The organism is Synechococcus sp. SYN20 (assembly GCF_014279555.1).
Taxonomy (GTDB): domain Bacteria; phylum Cyanobacteriota; class Cyanobacteriia; order PCC-6307; family Cyanobiaceae; genus Synechococcus_C.
This window is the reverse complement of record NZ_CP047959.1, coordinates 2,637,037-2,653,996: the sequence shown is the minus strand read 5'-3', so window position 1 is coordinate 2,653,996 and position 16,960 is coordinate 2,637,037. Positions and strand designations below refer to the sequence as shown.

At 53.6% G+C, this 16,960-nt stretch carries 15 protein-coding genes; 6 read left to right on the top strand and 9 right to left on the bottom strand.

Translation table 11 applies throughout. From position 1 onward, the window contains the following. Positions 1–18 precede the first annotated feature (18 nt). Genes SynSYN20_RS13990 through urtE form a run of 4 tightly spaced genes read left to right on the top strand, consistent with a single transcriptional unit; the run spans position 19 to position 3,782 of the window. On the top strand, positions 19–1,173 hold the full coding sequence (locus tag SynSYN20_RS13990; RefSeq protein ID WP_186524160.1) for a branched-chain amino acid ABC transporter permease: 1,155 nt from the start codon (positions 19–21) through the stop codon (positions 1,171–1,173). Positions 1,174–1,177: 4 nt separating this feature from the next. Beyond that, a complete protein-coding gene (gene urtC / locus SynSYN20_RS13985) occupies positions 1,178–2,308 on the top strand; it encodes an urea ABC transporter permease subunit UrtC (protein WP_186524159.1) in 1,131 nt (376 codons plus the stop codon). Beyond that, complete coding sequence (gene urtD, locus SynSYN20_RS13980) at positions 2,305–3,078, top strand: urea ABC transporter ATP-binding protein UrtD (protein WP_186524158.1); 774 nt, start codon at positions 2,305–2,307, stop codon at positions 3,076–3,078. Before urtC ends, urtD begins: the two co-directional genes overlap by 4 nt. Then, the gene (gene urtE, locus SynSYN20_RS13975; protein ID WP_186524157.1) at positions 3,075–3,782 is read left to right on the top strand and encodes an urea ABC transporter ATP-binding subunit UrtE; all 708 of its coding nucleotides are present in this window, start codon (positions 3,075–3,077) and stop codon (positions 3,780–3,782) included. Before urtD ends, urtE begins: the two co-directional genes overlap by 4 nt. Here urtE and SynSYN20_RS13970 read toward each other — a convergent pair. Genes SynSYN20_RS13970 through queC form a run of 4 tightly spaced genes read right to left on the bottom strand, consistent with a single transcriptional unit; the run spans position 3,745 to position 8,248 of the window. Further along, complete coding sequence (locus tag SynSYN20_RS13970; protein ID WP_186524156.1) at positions 3,745–5,340, bottom strand: APC family permease; 1,596 nt, start codon at positions 5,338–5,340, stop codon at positions 3,745–3,747. The two genes, urtE and SynSYN20_RS13970, sit on opposite strands and share 38 nt — an antisense overlap. Positions 5,341–5,364: 24 nt before the next feature. Further along, positions 5,365–6,231: an aminotransferase class IV gene (locus tag SynSYN20_RS13965; protein WP_186524155.1), complete on the bottom strand. Its 867-nt coding sequence runs from the start codon at positions 6,229–6,231 to the stop codon at positions 5,365–5,367. Next, entirely contained in the window at positions 6,228–7,571 is a 1,344-nt protein-coding gene (locus tag SynSYN20_RS13960) for an anthranilate synthase component I family protein (RefSeq protein ID WP_186524154.1), read from the bottom strand. Before SynSYN20_RS13960 ends, SynSYN20_RS13965 begins: the two co-directional genes overlap by 4 nt. Then, entirely contained in the window at positions 7,568–8,248 is a 681-nt protein-coding gene (queC, locus tag SynSYN20_RS13955) for a 7-cyano-7-deazaguanine synthase QueC (RefSeq protein ID WP_186524153.1), read from the bottom strand. Before queC ends, SynSYN20_RS13960 begins: the two co-directional genes overlap by 4 nt. A gap of 31 nt (positions 8,249–8,279) precedes the next feature. Here queC and SynSYN20_RS13950 point away from each other — a divergent pair, with 31 nt between their 5' ends. Next, the gene (locus SynSYN20_RS13950) at positions 8,280–8,801 is read left to right on the top strand and encodes an ecotin family protein (RefSeq protein ID WP_186524152.1); all 522 of its coding nucleotides are present in this window, start codon (positions 8,280–8,282) and stop codon (positions 8,799–8,801) included. Between the two features lie 4 nt (positions 8,802–8,805). On the opposite strand, the gene SynSYN20_RS13945 is transcribed toward SynSYN20_RS13950, so the two are convergent. From SynSYN20_RS13945 to SynSYN20_RS13925, 5 genes are all read right to left on the bottom strand, one after another. Further along, positions 8,806–10,065, bottom strand: coding sequence for an HlyD family secretion protein (locus tag SynSYN20_RS13945; protein ID WP_186524151.1), 1,260 nt, complete (start codon positions 10,063–10,065; stop codon positions 8,806–8,808). Between the two features lie 2 nt (positions 10,066–10,067). Next, positions 10,068–13,022, bottom strand: a complete 2,955-nt coding sequence (locus SynSYN20_RS13940) for a peptidase domain-containing ABC transporter (protein WP_186524150.1) — start codon at positions 13,020–13,022, stop codon at positions 10,068–10,070. Then, entirely contained in the window at positions 13,022–13,780 is a 759-nt protein-coding gene (locus SynSYN20_RS13935; RefSeq protein WP_255476295.1) for a peptidylprolyl isomerase, read from the bottom strand. The genes SynSYN20_RS13940 and SynSYN20_RS13935 overlap by 1 nt, the downstream gene beginning before the upstream one ends. Before the next feature lie 113 nt (positions 13,781–13,893). Further along, the gene (locus SynSYN20_RS13930) at positions 13,894–14,502 is read right to left on the bottom strand and encodes a 7-carboxy-7-deazaguanine synthase QueE (protein WP_186524149.1); all 609 of its coding nucleotides are present in this window, start codon (positions 14,500–14,502) and stop codon (positions 13,894–13,896) included. After that, complete coding sequence (locus SynSYN20_RS13925) at positions 14,499–16,172, bottom strand: CTP synthase (RefSeq protein WP_186524148.1); 1,674 nt, start codon at positions 16,170–16,172, stop codon at positions 14,499–14,501. Before SynSYN20_RS13925 ends, SynSYN20_RS13930 begins: the two co-directional genes overlap by 4 nt. 53 nt (positions 16,173–16,225) lie before the next feature. On the opposite strand from SynSYN20_RS13925, the gene SynSYN20_RS13920 reads away from it, so the two are divergent. Then, the gene (locus tag SynSYN20_RS13920) at positions 16,226–16,960 is read left to right on the top strand and encodes an SDR family NAD(P)-dependent oxidoreductase (RefSeq protein ID WP_186524147.1); all 735 of its coding nucleotides are present in this window, start codon (positions 16,226–16,228) and stop codon (positions 16,958–16,960) included.

Here is a 16,960-nt window from a genome sequence, read left to right as displayed (position 1 = left end):
GCTTACTAGACCCTCCCCGTGCAACTGCTTTTCGAAAGTCTGTTCAACGGTGTGGCCATCGGCTCTGTGTTGCTGATGGCCGCCCTTGGACTGGCAATTGTGTTTGGCTTGATGGGTGTGATTAATCTCGCTCATGGCGAATTAATCATGCTTGGTGCCTACACCACCTACGTGGTGCAGCTCATTTTCAAACTTCCCCTACTTGCACCTATTTACAACGCCTACGTATTGGTTGCGATTCCATGCGCCTTCGTTGTAAGCGGTGTTGTTGGCATTTTGCTTGAACGCACAGTGATACGACGTCTCTATGGGAGTCCACTGGAGACGTTGCTTGCTACGTGGGGTGTCAGTTTGATTCTCCAGCAGTTTGTGCGCAGCGTTCCGCTTGCTTATGCGGCAGGAATGGTTCTGTTTCTCGTGCTCGGATTCAGCGTTCCGTTGTTTCTTCCGAAGCACTTATTGGAGGGACGTCAATCCCGGTTTGTGCGATTAGGTGGTTGGGCTGTTTCCGCTTTCATTGGAGTGTTATTTGCGGGTGGATTGGCCTCGCAAATTAGCCGGATTGCTAAGGCGACATCTCGCAATGTGGATGTCACCGCTCCGAAGTGGATGCGCGGTGGTCTCGAGTGGATGGATCTCACATTTCCGGTGCCACGTCTTGTGATCATCGTGATGACGTTGATCGCAGTCGTTGGGGTGATCTGGTTCCTTAACCGCAGTGTTTGGGGTATTCGGATTCGGGCAGTCACTCAGAATCGTTCGATGAGCGACTGCCTCGGCATTCCGACTGACACCGTTGACGTCCTCACCTTTGGGATCGGTTCTGGTTTGGCTGGCGTGGCTGGAGTTGCAGTGTCGTTGTTGGGTTCGGTAGGTCCCAACGTTGGAACGTCTTACATCGTGGGCTGTTTCATGGTTGTGGTGCTCGGTGGTGTTGGCAATCTTTTCGGCACCGTCTTGGCTTCATTTGCGATCGGCTTGTTAACTGATCTGATTGGAGCGGGAAGGCTGCTTACGATTTGGCCCGATATGCCTGGGCCACTGGCTGGTGGCGTTGAATTTTTTGCGACCACGAGCATGGCTCAGGTGATGGTGTTTGCCCTCATTGTGGTGTTCCTTCAGTTCCGTCCTTCAGGCCTGTTCCCGCAAAAAGGCCGCATGGTGGAGGCTTGAACTGATGTTTCGTTCGTTTCAACAGCGTCCATGGCTCTCGGTGGCTGTTTGGGTGTTGATCATCGCGGTCATCGTTGCTGCTCCATCGGTTCTTCCTGTTTTCCGTCTGAACCTGTTGGGTCGGTTTCTATCGCTAGCGATTGTGGCGCTTGGGATTGATTTGATTTGGGGCTTTACAGGTCTTCTGAGTCTTGGTCAGGGAATTTTCTTTGCTCTTGGAGGTTATGCCGCTGCGATGTATCTCCAACTGAAGAGTTCTATGGATATGCCCAATTCTATTCCTGAATTCTTCAGTTTGTATGGAGTTGATCGGTTGCCATTGTTTTGGGAGCCTTTTCGTTCGCCTCTCTTTACGCTCATTGCAATTTGGCTAGTCCCTGCTTTGCTCGCAGCTGTATTGGGGAACTTGGTGTTTCGTAATCGGATTAAAGGGGTTTATTTTTCGATTTTGACCCAGGCTGCTCTGTTGGTCTTTTTTAACTTCTTCAATGGACAGCAAAAGCTGATTAATGGGACCAATGGTCTCAAAACGGATGTCACAGTTCTGTTTGGGCAGCTCGAGTTGGGATCGGCAGAGATGCAGCGTGGTTTCTTTTGGTTGACGGCTGTCGTTGTGATCTTGGTGTGGGTCTTTCTACGTTGGGTTGTGCGTGGTCGCTTTGGAAACGTTCTAATTGCAATCCGTGATGATGAGCCGCGGCTTCGTTTTGCTGGGTATAACCCAACGTTATTTAAAACAATTGTGTTTGCAATTGCTGGGGGATTAGCGGGTATTGGTGGGGCGCTCTACACCGTGCAATCAGGCATCGTTTCGCCCCAATTCATGACTGTCCCGTTTTCGATCGAAATGGTGATTTGGGTCGCTGTTGGTGGTCGTGGAACATTAGTTGGAGCGATTCTTGGTTCTGTTGTCATCATGTACTCCAAAAGTCTGGTGAGCGAAGCATTGCCTGAAACTTGGCTTTTCATCCAAGGTGGTTTATTCATTCTTGTCGTGACGGCACTGCCTGAGGGGGTGATTGGTTGGTTCCAAGGAGAAGGACCGAGGAATCTGATGTCCCGTGTGGGCTTTATTCGGCCGATTGGTACTTATCCGCAACTTGAAGTTGATGGCAATGACGAGGTGCAGCCATGAGCAATATTGTTTCTGGTTCCAGAGCATTGCTGGAGCTCAAGGACATCACGGTGAGTTTCGATGGCTTTCTTGCTCTTCGAGATCTCAACCTCAGTTTGCAATCAGGAGAGCTACGAGCGGTCATCGGTCCCAATGGAGCGGGGAAGACAACATTTTTAGATGTCATCACTGGAAAGGTTGCGCCTAGCTCAGGAGGCGTGCTTTTTAAGGGCCGATCTCTGGTTGGAATCCCAGAACACCGCATTGCACGACTTGGCATCGGCCGTAAGTTCCAAAGTCCTCGTGTGTTTGAAGATCTAACAGTTCAGGACAACTTGGTATTGGCTGTTAGTCGGTCAAAGCAGCCTTGGACTTTGCTTTTTGGCCGTATCAGTGCTGAACAGCGTGAACAAGTTCACCATCTCATGAACATTGTTAATCTTCAATCTCGCTCTGACTGGAGAGCTGGATCCCTGTCTCATGGACAGAAGCAGTGGTTAGAAATTGCAATGTTGGTTGGTCAAGATCCTGATCTCTTGTTGGTGGATGAGCCGGTTGCAGGTCTTACGGATGAGGAAACTGACCTAACGGCTGATTTACTGAAGTCTTTGGCTGGAGAACACACTGTTTTGGTCATTGAGCACGATATGGAATTCATCCGTCGTCTTGAAAGCCCGGTGACTGTGTTGCACCAGGGTCATGTTCTTTGTGAGGGCTCTATGGATCAGGTGCAACAGGATCCTCGAGTGATTGAGGTTTATTTGGGAACTACGGAGGACGAAGCTCAATGACAATGCTCGAGATTCGGGGCCTCAATACCTATTACGGCGAGAGCCATATTCTCCGAGATGTTGATCTGAGGGTCCTCGCTGGAGAAATGGTTTGCCTGATCGGCCGGAATGGGGTGGGAAAGACCACACTGCTTAAGTCTCTGATCGGTTTGCTTAAACCACGGTCTGGTGAGATTATTTTTGAAGGCCATGGAATGGAGCGTCAGCCTCCTCATCAGCGTGCAAGGTCAGGACTTGGCTATGTGCCTCAGGGTAGGGAAATCATTCCTCAATTAACAGTTGAAGAGAATTTGATGTTGGGGATGGAGGCCCTCCCAGGAGGCCTTGCTCGAAATCGTCGTATCGATCCTTTTATTTACGAACTTTTTCCCATTCTCCAGGAATTTCTTTCACGAAAAGGTGGAGATCTCTCCGGTGGTCAGCAGCAGCAGCTTGCCATTGCTCGTGCTCTTTTAGGTCAGCCAAAATTGTTGCTTCTGGATGAGCCTACTGAGGGTATTCAGCCTAATATTGTTCAGGATATTGAAGCTGCCGTTCAACGCATTATTGCTGAGAAAGGGATTGGCGTTCTGCTAGTGGAGCAGCATTTGCATTTCGTTCGACAGGCGGATCGCTATTACGCCATGCAGCGCGGAGGAATTGTGGCCAGTGGCTCCACGTCTGAGCTCAGCCAAGATGTTGTTGATCGGTTTTTAAGTGTGTGAGCGCGTGGGGTGAAACTTCTGGTAAGGCGCTGTTGACTGCAATCGGCAGCACCAGAAGGGCTATCCCCGCCAGTACAGCGAGATGGGACAGGTTCGAGAGTTCCAGGGGTTGTCCTTGGCTAAACAGCTCCATGTCCAACACAAGTAGTCCGAGATAAAGCCCCCACCACAGGCCTTCTTTGGTTTCAATTGGCTGGCGTTTTCTCCAGTTGTGAAGCGCAAAGAGCAGGCTTGGGATTCCGATAGCGAGCACCGCTCCCTCTAATGCTGTGCGCCCGCACCAGTTTGTTGCCCATGTCGCCATCACAAAGGCCAAGGCACTCAAGGCTGTGGGATAGGGAATTCGAAAATGGCCTCGTTCTTGGGGGAGTTGTTGGCGCAGGGCTAACAAGCTTGCTGGCCCCATGGCTAGGGCGATCATTTGCGCTGCCGTGAGGAAGGCCACAACCTGTTGCCAGCCTGGGCCGATTAAGAACAGGGCACATCCCAACACCAAGCTGCTGACGACGGCAACATCCGGTACTCCATGTCTGTTGACCTGACCCAGGGACTTAGGGAGCAGTTTGCAGCGGCCCATCATCCAGCTCACCCGCGCCGATACCCCCAGGTAGGCCATCGCCGTTGTGCTGGGGGAAAGCGCTGCGTCGATCAGTAACAGCACCACCATCCAACCGAGCCCAAGACCAAGGGCGATGGCTGCAAGCGGACCGCCATGTTGGCCGAGGCTCAGCTGCGACCATCCTTTTTGCAGGGCTTCTGGTGGCACACTCACCAGGAAAGACCATTGCAGAACGAGGTAAATCAGCAGGCTGATGCCTAGCCCTAGTCCCATGGCGAGCGGCACATTGCGTTGGGGGTTGCGCGTTTCTCCAGCGAGGTCGACGGCGGTGCGAAAGCCGAGGAGACAAAACAGAATGCCTCCGCTTCCGACGGCATTCACCAGTTCCGTGCCGCTGCCAGCGTTGATGGCCGATGGGTCGCTGGCGATTCTGACTGGGATGCTCAGATTTCCCCAGTGCTGACTGAGCAGCATCAACACACTCGCTACAAGCAGGGGCACGATCAACTTCCAGATGGTGAGGTTGTCGATCCAGCGGGCCAGACCCTTCACACCGTTGAGGTTGATCCAGGTGAAGAACACCATCAAGACGATGGCGACAGCCAGACCGCCTCCGCTGAGAATTTGTGTGCCGTTCCGATCTTGCGTGAGCCAGGGCAGGCTGCTGTCGAGATAATCGAGCATGGCTAACAGCTCGATGGTTGGGACGCACAAATAGCTGATCCAGATGCTCCAACCACCGATGAAGCCAGACAAGCGCCCATGACTGAGAAGTGGAATCTGGGCCAGTGCTCCGGAACTGTTGATGAGTGAGCCCAACTCCGCAAACACCAGAGCGAGCATGAAGGAAATCAATCCCCCGAGCAGCCAGGCGGGCAGGCTTGCGGGTCCAGCTGTTCGAGCGGCGTAATAGGAGGCAAATAACCATCCCGAGCCAATCGTTCCGGTGACGACGGTCAGGGTGAGGCTTGTAAGGCTTAAGTCACGCCTTAATTCCATGCGGCTGATCGTGTTCTGTTGCGCTCAGGGTGGCAATGAAATTTCAGAATGAGATGGCAATAAATATCTCCAAAGGGTTTCTCCATTTCCCCTGTTCGTGAGTGGTTCGCCATTCACTTGGCTGATCGTCCGGCAGCCAAGACTGTTGATTAATAACCATTGATCACCAGGTTGCGGTTCGGCTGAAAGCGACTGCTCTTGGATCAGTCCCTGCTTGAGGGCTTGGCCCCGCATCACTCCTGGCAGGCAGCCATCGCTTACAGGGGGTGTGAGCCATTGGCCTTGGCGTTGCACAACAAGATTGGCGCTGCTCCCGCAGCACAAAGTGCCATTGGTGCTGAGCATCAATCCATCATCAGCTCCCTTTTGCTGAGCCTCCCGGCGCACTTGAATGGCCTGCCCATAGGAAAAGGTTTTGCATCGGCTCATCAGGCTTGATGCCTGCCGATATTCATGACAACTGATCCATGTGCGCACCGACTCAAACGTTGGCGTATGGGTTTGCAACGTCAGCCAAAAGCGATGCCTGGAGGGGTCGGCAGAGTGGTGATCAAGTCCAATTCCTCGATTGCTTCCATCGCCTCGACTCCAGTTGAGGCGCATGGCCCCGTACCTCTGCGCGATTCCAAGTCGTTCGATTGCTTCTTGAATCAATGGATCCAACCAAGACCTTTTGGGCGGTGCTGCCATTCCCAACAGCTCACAACTTTGCTCCCATCGACGCAGATGTGCGTCTAATAAGCAGGGACGGTTGTGATGAAGGAGGACCGTTTCGAATAGTCCATCGGCGAGCTGCAGTCCCCGGTCGCTGAGTGGCAGCGCTAGCTCTGCAGGCTGCCCCCATGTGCCGTTGATCCAGGCGATGGAGTGTTGTGGCTCAGATGCTGTCATTCCAGTGCCTCTAAAAGTGGCAGCAATTTCCAGTCCAGTTCGTCGGCTTCTGCCTGAGGATCCGAGTCGGCAACGATTCCGCAGCCTGCATGCACCCGAAGCTCATTGTTTTTGCGCAGAACGGTGCGAATCAAAATATTGCTGTCAAAACGCCCATCCCAGTTCAATGTGAGCAAGGAGCCGCAGTAGGGACCTCGACCTTTGGGCTCTAATTCCTGAAGCCTTTGGCACGCTCTCAGTTTTGGTGCACCACTGATCGAACCACCAGGCCAGCTCGCTTCCAGCAGATCCACCCAGTTCAATCCATCCCTGAGTTGGCCGTTCACGACTGAGGTGAGGTGGTGGACCCTGGCGTAGCTTTCGAGATGGACCAGCTGAGGAACATCGACGCTGCCAGGCACGCAGACCCGGCCAAGGTCATTGCGCAGCAAGTCGACGATCATCACGTTTTCGGCACGGTCTTTTTCGCTGCAAACCAACTCAGCAGCTTGATCGGCATCCCGGATTGGATCGGAATCTCTAGGGCGTGTTCCCTTGATCGGTCTTGTTTGAACAACACCATTAGGGAGCACTTCCATGAACCGTTCCGGCGATGTGGATAGGAGTGCTTCGCCAGTGGCATCCCCGCTGGCAACGACGAGACCCGCAAAGGGTGCCGGGCAAGCTCGACGCAAGCGCCGAAAGAGCTCCAGATTATTGATCGATTCCGGCAAGGTTGTGCTGGTGCAGCTGGTGAGATTGGCTTGAAAGAGGTCTCCCATCGCGATCAGCTCACGGATTCGCTCGACGCCCTTGGCATAGGCCTGCCTGTCGCTGTGACGGACCCAAGCTGTTTGCAGGGGTTGGGGATGGGGGAGTGCGTCGGGGGTTTGATTGCATCGTGCATTCACCCCTTGAATCCAGCGCTCCATTGCCGCATGGCGCTTGGCATCAAGCCCTTCAATCCAAACCTCCCGTTGTTGGAGGTCAAAACGCAGAACGGGGTCGTGGCGCCCGATCCAAAGGCTCGCCATGGCATCGCTTCGCCAGGCGTTTGTGGGTTCGAGCCAGGCGGCGGCGTCGTAACTCAGCCAGCCTGTCCAGTGCCCCGGATCGAGTGAGCGCATAGCTTCAAACGGATTGGTGGCTCCCACCTCTCCGGGCAATCCCCGGCAACAACGTTGCTCGAGAGGATCAGCTGCCAGGGTGAGCCAACGGCCCAGGTCGCTGGTATCCCCGTCCAACCAAATCAATCCCGCTTCTCCGTGCTCTTGGGCGAGCGCTTGGGCGACTACGTCAGGTGCGATCCAAGGATGCTTGCTGCGAATCAGTGTTTGGGGACTGGCTTGATTGGAGTTCATCGACGGCCTGGGCTGCACAGGTCCGGCCGTCCGGCGGCGAGCAGCGCTTCATCACGGATTCGGCAGCTGTCGCACACACCACAGGGCACGTCTCCGCCGCTATAGCAACTCCAGGTGCGTTCAATGGGAACCCCTAGATGTAGTGCTTCTTCTGCAATTTTTTGTTTACTCCACTCCACAAGTGGTGCCCATAGCGTTGGACCATGGCCTTCTCGTCCAACGCGGCTGCTGAGGTTTGCAAGATCCTGAAAGGCCTTTAGATAATCGGGCCGGCAGTCGGGATAGCCCGAGTAATCCACTGCGTTTACGCCCAGCACGAGTCGATCGGCACCTCGCGCTTCGGCGAGGCTGAGTCCGATCGCAATGAACACAGTGTTTCGCCCTGGGACATAGGTGTTCGGAATCATGCCCGCCTCAACGCCGCTGGTGGGAAGGGTTTGGGCGTGATCGGTGAGTGAGGAGCCTCCCCACATCGCCAAATCCACGTGGATGGTGTGATGTTCTGCCAGGTTCAGAGCCTTGGCGATGTCCACGGCGGCCTCAAGCTCACGCCGATGGCGCTGGCCGTAATCAAAGGAGAGGCCGATCACACGGAAGCCAGACTGGATGGCGAGCGCAGCAGCCGTTGCGGAATCAAGCCCTCCCGAGAGCAGGGCAATCGCGGTGGAATCGGTCATGCTTGCATTCTGTTGCCGTAGGGGTAAGACCATGGGTCTGGGATTCTTGAGGCTGGCACTGCCGCTGTTGATGGTTGCTGCTTCAGCGCCTGCTGTTGCGATTCCCCGTCTTGACTTGAGTGGTTACCCAGCACCCAAGCAAGGCTTGAAACGTTGGGTGATTCAGCCCTCGGGCTTGCTGCCTAAGAGCGACGACGCGATGATTTCGACCCATCCACTCGATTGGCGCGTCCAGTTGATCGTGGGGAAGGAGGTAGACGTTGACTGCAATCTCAAACGCTTGTCGGGTCCGCCTTTATCGATGCAGCGACTGCCTAAAGCTTCTGGAAAGGCCTTGTTTGAAGTGACTGGGCCCGTGCTTGTGCTGAGTACGCGCATGGCTTGCACGTCGGAACAAGCCAAAGGCAAATCTTTTCTGTCACTTGGTAAGCAGCCCTATTTGATTCCCTACAACGCGTCTTGGCCGGTTGTGGTGGATCTGCCCGATGGGGTGGAGTTGCGCTGGCGAGTTTGGAAAGCGGAGACCACGCAGTATGAAGCGGTGATGTTTTAGTTGGTCAAAGCTGTCTAAGAGAGTCTGTTTTGGTCTGGAAGGTATTAAGTAACAGTTGAAGATAGCTAACACTACGCAGCTTTATGTTTGCCGTAAGAGACATTCCAACCTGTAGGGGCAATGTTTTGCCGTTTTTAATCTTTAATTGCTGGCTGTCCAGCTTGATCACGGCTGGGTAGGCATATGTCTGACGCATTCGTTGTTGATCGGGCGGGAGAGCATCGGATCCCACTGATTGCACAGTGCCTTCGAGTACACCAAAATCACTCGCTGGGAAGGAGTCAATGCTTATGTCGGCTGCTTGACCAATCCGCACGAATCCAATCTTGTTGCTGGGAATCTCTACATCCGCTTCCACAGCATTAAAAGGCACTACTTTTAATACAGCTTGAGAAGATTGGGATTGTGAGATGTACCCAGGATTGTTCAACTTCAAGTCAAACACGATGCCGCTAACCGGTGCACGAAGAGTCTGGTTTTTGTTTGTTACTCTCACCTCTGTGATTTTTGCATTCAGCTGAGATCTCTCACTGCGGAGCCCGGCAAGTTCGGCATTGATTTGTTCAATTTGTTGGTCGATTTGATTGATTTGGCGTTTGCCCTCTAGCTCTAGTTTGATCAGATCTCCCTTTAGGCCCGCTACCTTGTTGAGTTGTTGCAGATACTGGATATCAGCAGTTGCGCCTTCTCTTGCTAGGCCTTGAAGTCGATTAAGGATTTGGGTCTCAAGTCCCAAATTGTCACGGGTGGTAGCTAGTTGCTCACGATTGAGATCTAACGTCCGATCGCGCTCTAGCTTTTTGAGCGATAGTTGTTCCTTCTTCTGGTTGATTTGGGACGTTTTTTCTTTAAGCCCTTGTTCGAGTGACTTGAGCTGTTCTGCTGTGCTCTCCTGATCAAGAAGGATAAGAGCTTGGTCTTTGCTGACCTGCTCACCGTTTTTCACAAGGATTTCTTCCACCACGGCTCCCATTGGCACTCGAATTTCTTTGACATTGCCGACAGGCTCCAGCTTTCCTGTGGCTACCACTACCTCCTCTGTGCGTGCGATGGCCAGCCAAGCAATACCGAAGACCGTTGTCCCGATCAAACCCCAGGTCACCGCTTTGACCCAAACCTGACTTTGCTGAAGCACGGCTTCGTTGTGATCACTACTACTTACAGAGCTTTCAAGTTTGTTTTGTGCTTTGCGCAGCAGATTCCCTATCGGATTGGTACTTGTGTTAGAGATTTTTGAAGGTGGTTTTTTGTTTGGTTTTGTCATGTTTAGCTGGCCTCCTGCTGGCGGTAAAGGGCGTAGTAGCGACCCCGTTTTTCCATTAATTCTTCGTGGGTTCCCTGTTCCACAAGGGCTCCCTGATGCATCACTACAATCCTGTCAGCTCGGCGTACGGTGGATAGGCGGTGGGTGATAAAGAACACGCTGCAGTCATGCAATGCATTGATCAAGTTGTCGCAAACCTTGCGCTCTGTTTCGTAGTCCAGAGCACTGGTGGCTTCATCCATCACAAGAAGTTTTGGGTTAGCGAGCAGAGTTCTGGCGATTGCGATCCGTTGACGCTGTCCTCCGCTGAGAGATGCTCCTCGTTCTCCAACTGGTGTTGAGTAACCACTCGGTAATTGCATGATGAAGTCATGAGCGCAAGCAATCTTGGCTGCCGTCACGATCGAGTCGCTTGGAACATCCGGCTGTGTTAGTGCGATGTTTTCACTGACGCTGCCTGAAAATAGAAGTGGATCCTGGGGCACGATTCCAATTTGACGCCGCAATGAGTAGAGCTCAACTTTGTCGATGTCGTAGCCATCGATCAGGATCCTGCCTTGATCAGGGGCATAGAGCCTAGGGAGCAGTTTCATCAAGGTGCTTTTCCCGCTACCGCTCTGACCCACAATCCCCACGAAGGTACCTGCTTTGACATGCAAATCAACGTCATTCAGCACAGGTGGTGAACCTTTACTGAATGCGAAGCTTAGATTTTCGAAACTGACATCTCCTTGAAGAGATGGAAGAGGAACTTTTGCTTTATCGAGTTCGTTCGATTCCTGAGGTGTATCAATTACATCGGCGAGGCGTTCGAAACTCACTTTCAACTCTTGGATGCTCTGCCAGATAGTCGACAAGCGAAGGAGTGGCTGGGTGACATAACCGGAAATGATCCGGAATGCGATCAGTTGTCCCAGAGTTAGTTCTCCCGAGAGGACTAATGTTGCACCTACCCATAGAACAAGTAGCTGAGAAATTTTTTGCAGAACCTGGGATGTTTGACTGAGTGCTGTTCCGCTGATTGTTTTTTCAAAAGTGCTGCTGATGTACTCGGCGTAGCGCTCTTGCCAGGTGTAACGGCTAACCATTTCTACGTTCTGACTCTTCACCGTTTGGATGCCAGTTAGTACTTCCACTAAATGACTCTGTGTTTTGGCGTTTGCTTCTGCAGCTTTTCTGTATTGACGACGGAACAGGGGTGCTCCAAGCAGTGTGAGCCCCACCTGAATTGGGAGAACTGCTAGGGCGATCAGAGTTAACAACCAGCTGTAAAACAACATCACCACGATGTAGATCACTGAAAAAGCAGCATCAAGAATCGTTGTGAGGGCCTGTCCTGTTAGAAAATTGCGGATCTTCTCGAGTTCGCTGATCCTTGAGCCCAGTTCGCCAACTGGTCGCTTGTCGAAATAGCCAAGGGGCAAGCGCAAAAGGTGATCGATGACCTCTGCGCCCAGACGCTGGTCGATGCGATTGGTCGTCTCAGCGAAGAGGAATGTTTTGAGGCTTCCGAGTACACCTTCAAGAATGGTCACTGCCACTAGGGCAATACCCAGCACTTGAAGCGTGTCAAGGCTGCGCTGATTAATCACCTTGTCGATGATTACTTGAATCAGTAAGGGATTCGCCAGTGTGAAAAGTTGAATGACGAAGCTGGCTGCTAAGACTTGAACCAGAACGTTGCGGTAGCGCTTGAGCGCCGGCCAGAACCAGCCCGGTCCAAATTTCTGTTCTGGAGTGGTGTTGGTGCGATCGAGCAATAATAATTCGATTCCGTCTGGAAAGATTTCTTCTAGTGTTGAAGCTGGAAGATCAACGAATCCCTGACTAGGTGATGCGAGCACGACGCCGCGCTCATCACTTCGGAAAACAAGAGCAAAGCCTTGCTGCCAAGTAATCATCGAGGGTGTCTGTAGGCGGGTGCCGTAGCGAGCATCGACGCTTGCGCCGGAGACATGGAGGCCAAGACTTGCTGCGATCTGGCCGCATAGGCGCAGAGTTGGCGATTGGCCGCGCCTTAATTCATCTCGGAGGATCTTCTCAATGGAGTCTCGGCGGAAGGGCAGCTTCATCAGCTTGGCCACCATTTGCAGGCATGCAAGGGTTTCTTGTAACGGTCCCTCCCCGCCTATAAAGAAATCGCGGTCATTTTCATTGGTGTTGTTGAAGCGGCTGACGGGAGGTCGAAGCGGTGCCTTTGGGATGCTTGAGTCAGTAGAAGTTGTGACATCAGGGTTTTCGACCACTTCAGCAGTCACAAGTTCCACTGGAACTGATTTATTGAGCTCCTGGATGGCTTCTTCTGGAAGTGCAATCAGACGAAGAGGCAGTTCATGAATGCCTGTTGGGAGGGATGCAATCTCATCAAGATTTGAGATTTCTTCCCCAAGTTGGGTATTCCCCGGTTCGTTGGATTCGCCAGCTACAAATAAGCGCTGATTTGAAGTGAGGGCTAATTGGACCGCATCGCTGTCGGTTGGATTCAGGAGATGAGCTTGGGGAAGAAGCTCTTCGATCCAACTGCTAAGAGGTCGTGTTTGTTTAGGAGCATTTTCCAGAAGGGATTTCAACAGTGCAGCTAACTCCGCAGTCCATAAGTGGTTTTGGCAGCTAGCTGCAACTTCACTGTTGTTGTGAACAAGATTTAAAAAATCTTCGTCACTGATCCGCCTTGCAACAAGGTCTGTCGCAGCACGAACGTCCTCACAAGGAGCTCCTCTAAGTAATGAGGCGGCTCCAACTATTTGACCTTCTTCCAGTTTGGTCAGCGTGCTGAGTCGCGAACCTTGCTCGCCTAGAAGACGAGCACTACCACTTTCGATCAGTAGAACCTGGCCGGGTACGAAGTGAGATTCACAAAGTGTTTGTCCAAGCTCATAGCGCAAGGCTTCCCCTCGGCCACGAACAAATGTTTGCAAGGCTGCAAGCCCTTCGGAGGATGGGTAAGTCAGGTTCATCAGGACAAGCCAGCCGTATTGTTGCGGGAGAGAACAGCTTTGACTACCTCAACCGTTTCTGCATTAATCCATTGTTGGAGAAGTTCAGTTGCCATCCGTTGACGCATGGCTTCGTCGAAGCTGGCTTCAAGGCGCTCCTCCAATCGCGACACTACCCACCACTTCTCGATGAGCACTGGTTCAAGAACAACCCCTGGAGTGGCAGTCCAAAGTCGTTGGCGTAGTTGGGGATGGGCTCGCATCAGTGGTGCCGGTCCGACTTTTCCGCCGCTTTTCTGCTCTGGCCCTTGACTGTATTGAGTGGCAAGTGTTTCGAAGCTCGTTTCACCCGCCTCTAATTGAAGGTAGAGCTCATGAGCAACTCCTGAATTTTCCACTCTGATGAGGCTGTAAGTTGCCTGATCTAACGCTTCCTTGCGTTGCAGGAAGCGAGCTTCAGCTTTGGGGGCAAAAGCTTCCAGCGCCAGTGCACTGAGTTTGAGAGGCAGGCTCAGTTGGACTAAAAGCTCAGCCTTGGTGATGAATCTCTCTGATAACCAGCTCTCTAGGGCTTCTTCATTGTTGAGCTGCTCTTGCTGACAATGCTTTGAAAGAGCTTGCTCCATGAGCTTCTCAGGAGGGTTGAGCTCTTTGGTTGATTCTTCAATCAGCAAGCGACGCACGAGTGACTGAAGCTGATCGGTACGCCTTAAAAGGTCGACCGTATCGATTTGAACGTCGTTGAATATCGACAGCACCATCGGACGGCAATCTTTCATGAGAGTGGGGGAAGCCGTTCGAGGAACCGATGTTGACTCAGGTCAACGAGATTGGCATCCCTTTATGGCCAATTCAGATTGGTTGAGGCTGATTTGAATTCGGGTGGTATAGCTCAACGCAAGCCAAGCCATTTGTGGCTTTGCATGCTCAACCTCCAGCGCTGATCTTGCTGAACCTTGCCTACAGCGAGTTGCAGGCCTTCTTCGCAGTCCCAGCCAGGCTGAAGCAGCCAATGGGCCTGGGGTGCTTGAGCTGCCACCACCTCCGCAAACAGCAGATCTGCAGGCTCATGCACTACAACTTTGAGCTCGTGACACGCGTTCACTACCTCTGGTGTTGGAGGCCTGTGCCGTTTGGGGGAAAGAGTGATCCAGTCGGGTTCTCCGCTAAGGCTGTCGACTCCGCTGGTTTCGATGTGGATGGGAATCTTTGCAGTGGTTCTAAGTGCAGCCGCAAGGTGATCAAGATTGTGATGTAGGGGCTCTCCACCAGTGATCACCACAAAGGCGGCTCCGGTTTCAGCGGCAGCAGAGGCTTCAGTCGCCAAGTCCATCACCAGACGTTTTGGATGGGAATCAGTAGGCCAGGAGTGCTTGGTGTCACACCAGCTGCATCCAACATTGCAGCCTGCCAGGCGGATGAAAAAGGTACTGCGGCCCGTATGGATCCCTTCCCCTTGAAGAGAGTGAAAGGTTTCAACAACCGGTAAAGAGTCGGTCAAGGTTGCAGGCTGGCATGACTGGATCCAGCCGCTGCATTGTTTTGTTGGCGCATCGCTTCGCTTGGGCTGGAGGGCAAGCGTTGTTGCGCCGCTTCGATCAGGCCTCGGAACAGGGGATGGGGACGGCCGGGTCTGGAGAGGAATTCAGGGTGGTATTGGCAGGCGGTGAAAAAGGGATGTTCGGGAAGTTCGATCAGTTCCACCAACCGCCCATCGGGGGAGCTTCCGCTGATTTCGTAGCCAGACTCGAGAAACAGGTTTCGGTAGGCGTTGTTGAATTCGAAGCGGTGGCGATGGCGCTCGTACACCACCTCCTCTCCATACAGCCTGGACGCCAGGGTGCCTGCCGTGACGCGGCAGGGGTACACACCAAGACGCATCGTGCCTCCAAGGTCAACAACGTCTTGTTGTTCGGGAAGGAGATGGATCACAGGATGGGTGGTTCCTGGCTCGAGCTCTGCGCTCGTGGCATCGGTAAGTCCCGCCAGATTGCGTGCCCACTCGATCACGGCGCATTGCATCCCAAGGCAAAGGCCAAGGAATGGCACGCGCTGCTCCCTTGCCCAGCGAATGGCGGAGACTTTGCCGTCCACTCCACGGTTGCCGAATCCACCCGGAACCACCACGGCGTCCATCCCTTTGAGAAGGGGATCAGCTCCCTGGTTTTCGATTTCTTCGGCGCAGACCCAGTGCAGATCGAGGGAGGCATCCTGCGTTAAACAGGCGTGGCGTAAGGCCTCTACGACGGACAGGTAGGCATCATTCAGCTGGACGTACTTGCCCACTAACGCGACTTTCACCGCCGGACCTGGATTGCGGAGTTTGTGCACCAATTGCGCCCAATCCACCATGTCACTGTCGTGATCTTCGAGGTCCAGGACGTCGAGGACTTCGCGGCATAGTCCTTCGTCTTCGAGCGTGAGCGGTACGGCGTAAATGCTGTCGGCATCCAAGGAGGGGATCACCGCTCGCTGGGGAACCCCGCAGAATCCTCCGATTTTGCGTTTGAGCTCATCGTTGATGTCGCGATCGCTGCGACAGACGAGCAGATCTGGCTGGATCCCGATTGAGCGCAGCTCTTTGACTGAGTGCTGGGTGGGTTTGGTTTTCAGTTCTCCCGATGTACCGATAAAAGGGAGCAGAGTCACGTGGATGTAGGCCAGATCTTGTCGTCCCACATCCCCTCGGAACTCACGAATTGCTTCTAGGAACGGCAAGGATTCGATGTCACCAACGGTTCCGCCGATTTCGGTAATCACAACATCGGCATTACTGTTCGCGGCCACACGGTGAATGCGGTCGCGGATTTCACCGGTGATATGGGGGATGACCTGCACGGTTCCGCCGTTGTAACTGCCGCGGCGTTCCTTATTGATAACGGATTGATAAATCGAACCGGTGGTCACGCTGTTCAAGCGCGACATGGCGGTGTCGGTGAAGCGTTCGTAGTGGCCAAGATCGAGATCGGTTTCGGCGCCGTCTTCGGTGACAAACACCTCACCATGCTGATATGGGCTCATGGTGCCTGGATCCACATTTAGGTAGGGATCCAGCTTCAGGATGGAAACGCTGTAGCCCCGAGACTTCAGCAGGCGCCCGAGGCTCGCGGCCACAATCCCTTTGCCGATGCTGGAGACCACACCGCCGGTTACAAACACGAACTTGGCCATGGCTTGCTCGGCAACGTGTCAATTTACCGCTGTAGATCCTCACCCTGGTAGCCGTGCGCACTGTCCTGATTAGTGGTGCAAGCCGTGGGATTGGTCGTGCGGTCGCGGAACGCGCTCTTGCCGACGGCCACCGCCTCAGCCTGGGGCTTCGCGATCTGGAAGCGTTGAAGCAGACGCCCCTGGATCCCGACCTGGCTGGGAGCGAACGGGTGTTGCTGTGTCCCTATGCCGCGGAGGACCCTGCGGCAGCCCAGGCTTGGGTCGAGGCCACCAATCAGCATTTCGGCGGCTTCGACAGCGTGATCCATAGCGCTGGGATCTTCAGCCGCGTGCCGCTCCTGTTTGAGCCCGGCGAAGAACAAGACATCGCTCACACCATCAATGTGAATCTGATGGGACCGTGGTGGCTCACACGTGCCGCCTGGCCGCAATTGGTAGCCCACGGAGAAGGTCGCATTCAGGTTTTGGTTTCGATGAGCGGGAAGCGCAGCAAAGGTCGCCTGGCTGCCTACAGCGCCAGCAAATTTGCCTTGCTTGGTCTGTGCCAAACCATGCGTAACGAGGGTTGGGCTGCTGGAATTCGGGTGACGGCGATTTGTCCTGGTTGGGTGAATACGGATATGGCTGCTGCTGTGCGCAGCGGTCCGAGCGACCGCTGGCCAACGCAATCAATGGACGCTGAAGCGATGACCCAGCCCGAAGACCTCGCTTCGATGAGCGCTGAGCTGTTGAAACTTCCCAATCGGGCGGTCCCCTTTGAGCTTGCGGTCAGCTCCAGTCTGGAGTGA

Excerpts from the sequence above, each read along its gene's own strand:
- urtC (WP_186524159.1), top strand. The coding sequence starts at position 1,178 with ATGTTTCGTTCGTTTCAACAGCGTCCATGGCTCTCGGTGGCTGTTTGG.
- urtD (WP_186524158.1), top strand. The coding sequence starts at position 2,305 with ATGAGCAATATTGTTTCTGGTTCCAGAGCATTGCTGGAGCTCAAGGAC.
- urtE (WP_186524157.1), top strand. The coding sequence starts at position 3,075 with ATGACAATGCTCGAGATTCGGGGCCTCAATACCTATTACGGCGAGAGC.
- SynSYN20_RS13970 (WP_186524156.1), bottom strand. The coding sequence starts at position 5,340 with ATGGAATTAAGGCGTGACTTAAGCCTTACAAGCCTCACCCTGACCGTC.
- SynSYN20_RS13965 (WP_186524155.1), bottom strand. The coding sequence starts at position 6,231 with ATGACAGCATCTGAGCCACAACACTCCATCGCCTGGATCAACGGCACA.
- SynSYN20_RS13960 (WP_186524154.1), bottom strand. The coding sequence starts at position 7,571 with ATGAACTCCAATCAAGCCAGTCCCCAAACACTGATTCGCAGCAAGCAT.
- queC (WP_186524153.1), bottom strand. The coding sequence starts at position 8,248 with ATGACCGATTCCACCGCGATTGCCCTGCTCTCGGGAGGGCTTGATTCC.
- SynSYN20_RS13950 (WP_186524152.1), top strand. The coding sequence starts at position 8,280 with ATGGGTCTGGGATTCTTGAGGCTGGCACTGCCGCTGTTGATGGTTGCT.
- SynSYN20_RS13945 (WP_186524151.1), bottom strand. The coding sequence starts at position 10,065 with ATGACAAAACCAAACAAAAAACCACCTTCAAAAATCTCTAACACAAGT.
- SynSYN20_RS13940 (WP_186524150.1), bottom strand. The coding sequence starts at position 13,022 with ATGAACCTGACTTACCCATCCTCCGAAGGGCTTGCAGCCTTGCAAACA.
- SynSYN20_RS13935 (WP_255476295.1), bottom strand. The coding sequence starts at position 13,780 with ATGAAAGATTGCCGTCCGATGGTGCTGTCGATATTCAACGACGTTCAA.
- SynSYN20_RS13925 (WP_186524148.1), bottom strand. The coding sequence starts at position 16,172 with ATGGCCAAGTTCGTGTTTGTAACCGGCGGTGTGGTCTCCAGCATCGGC.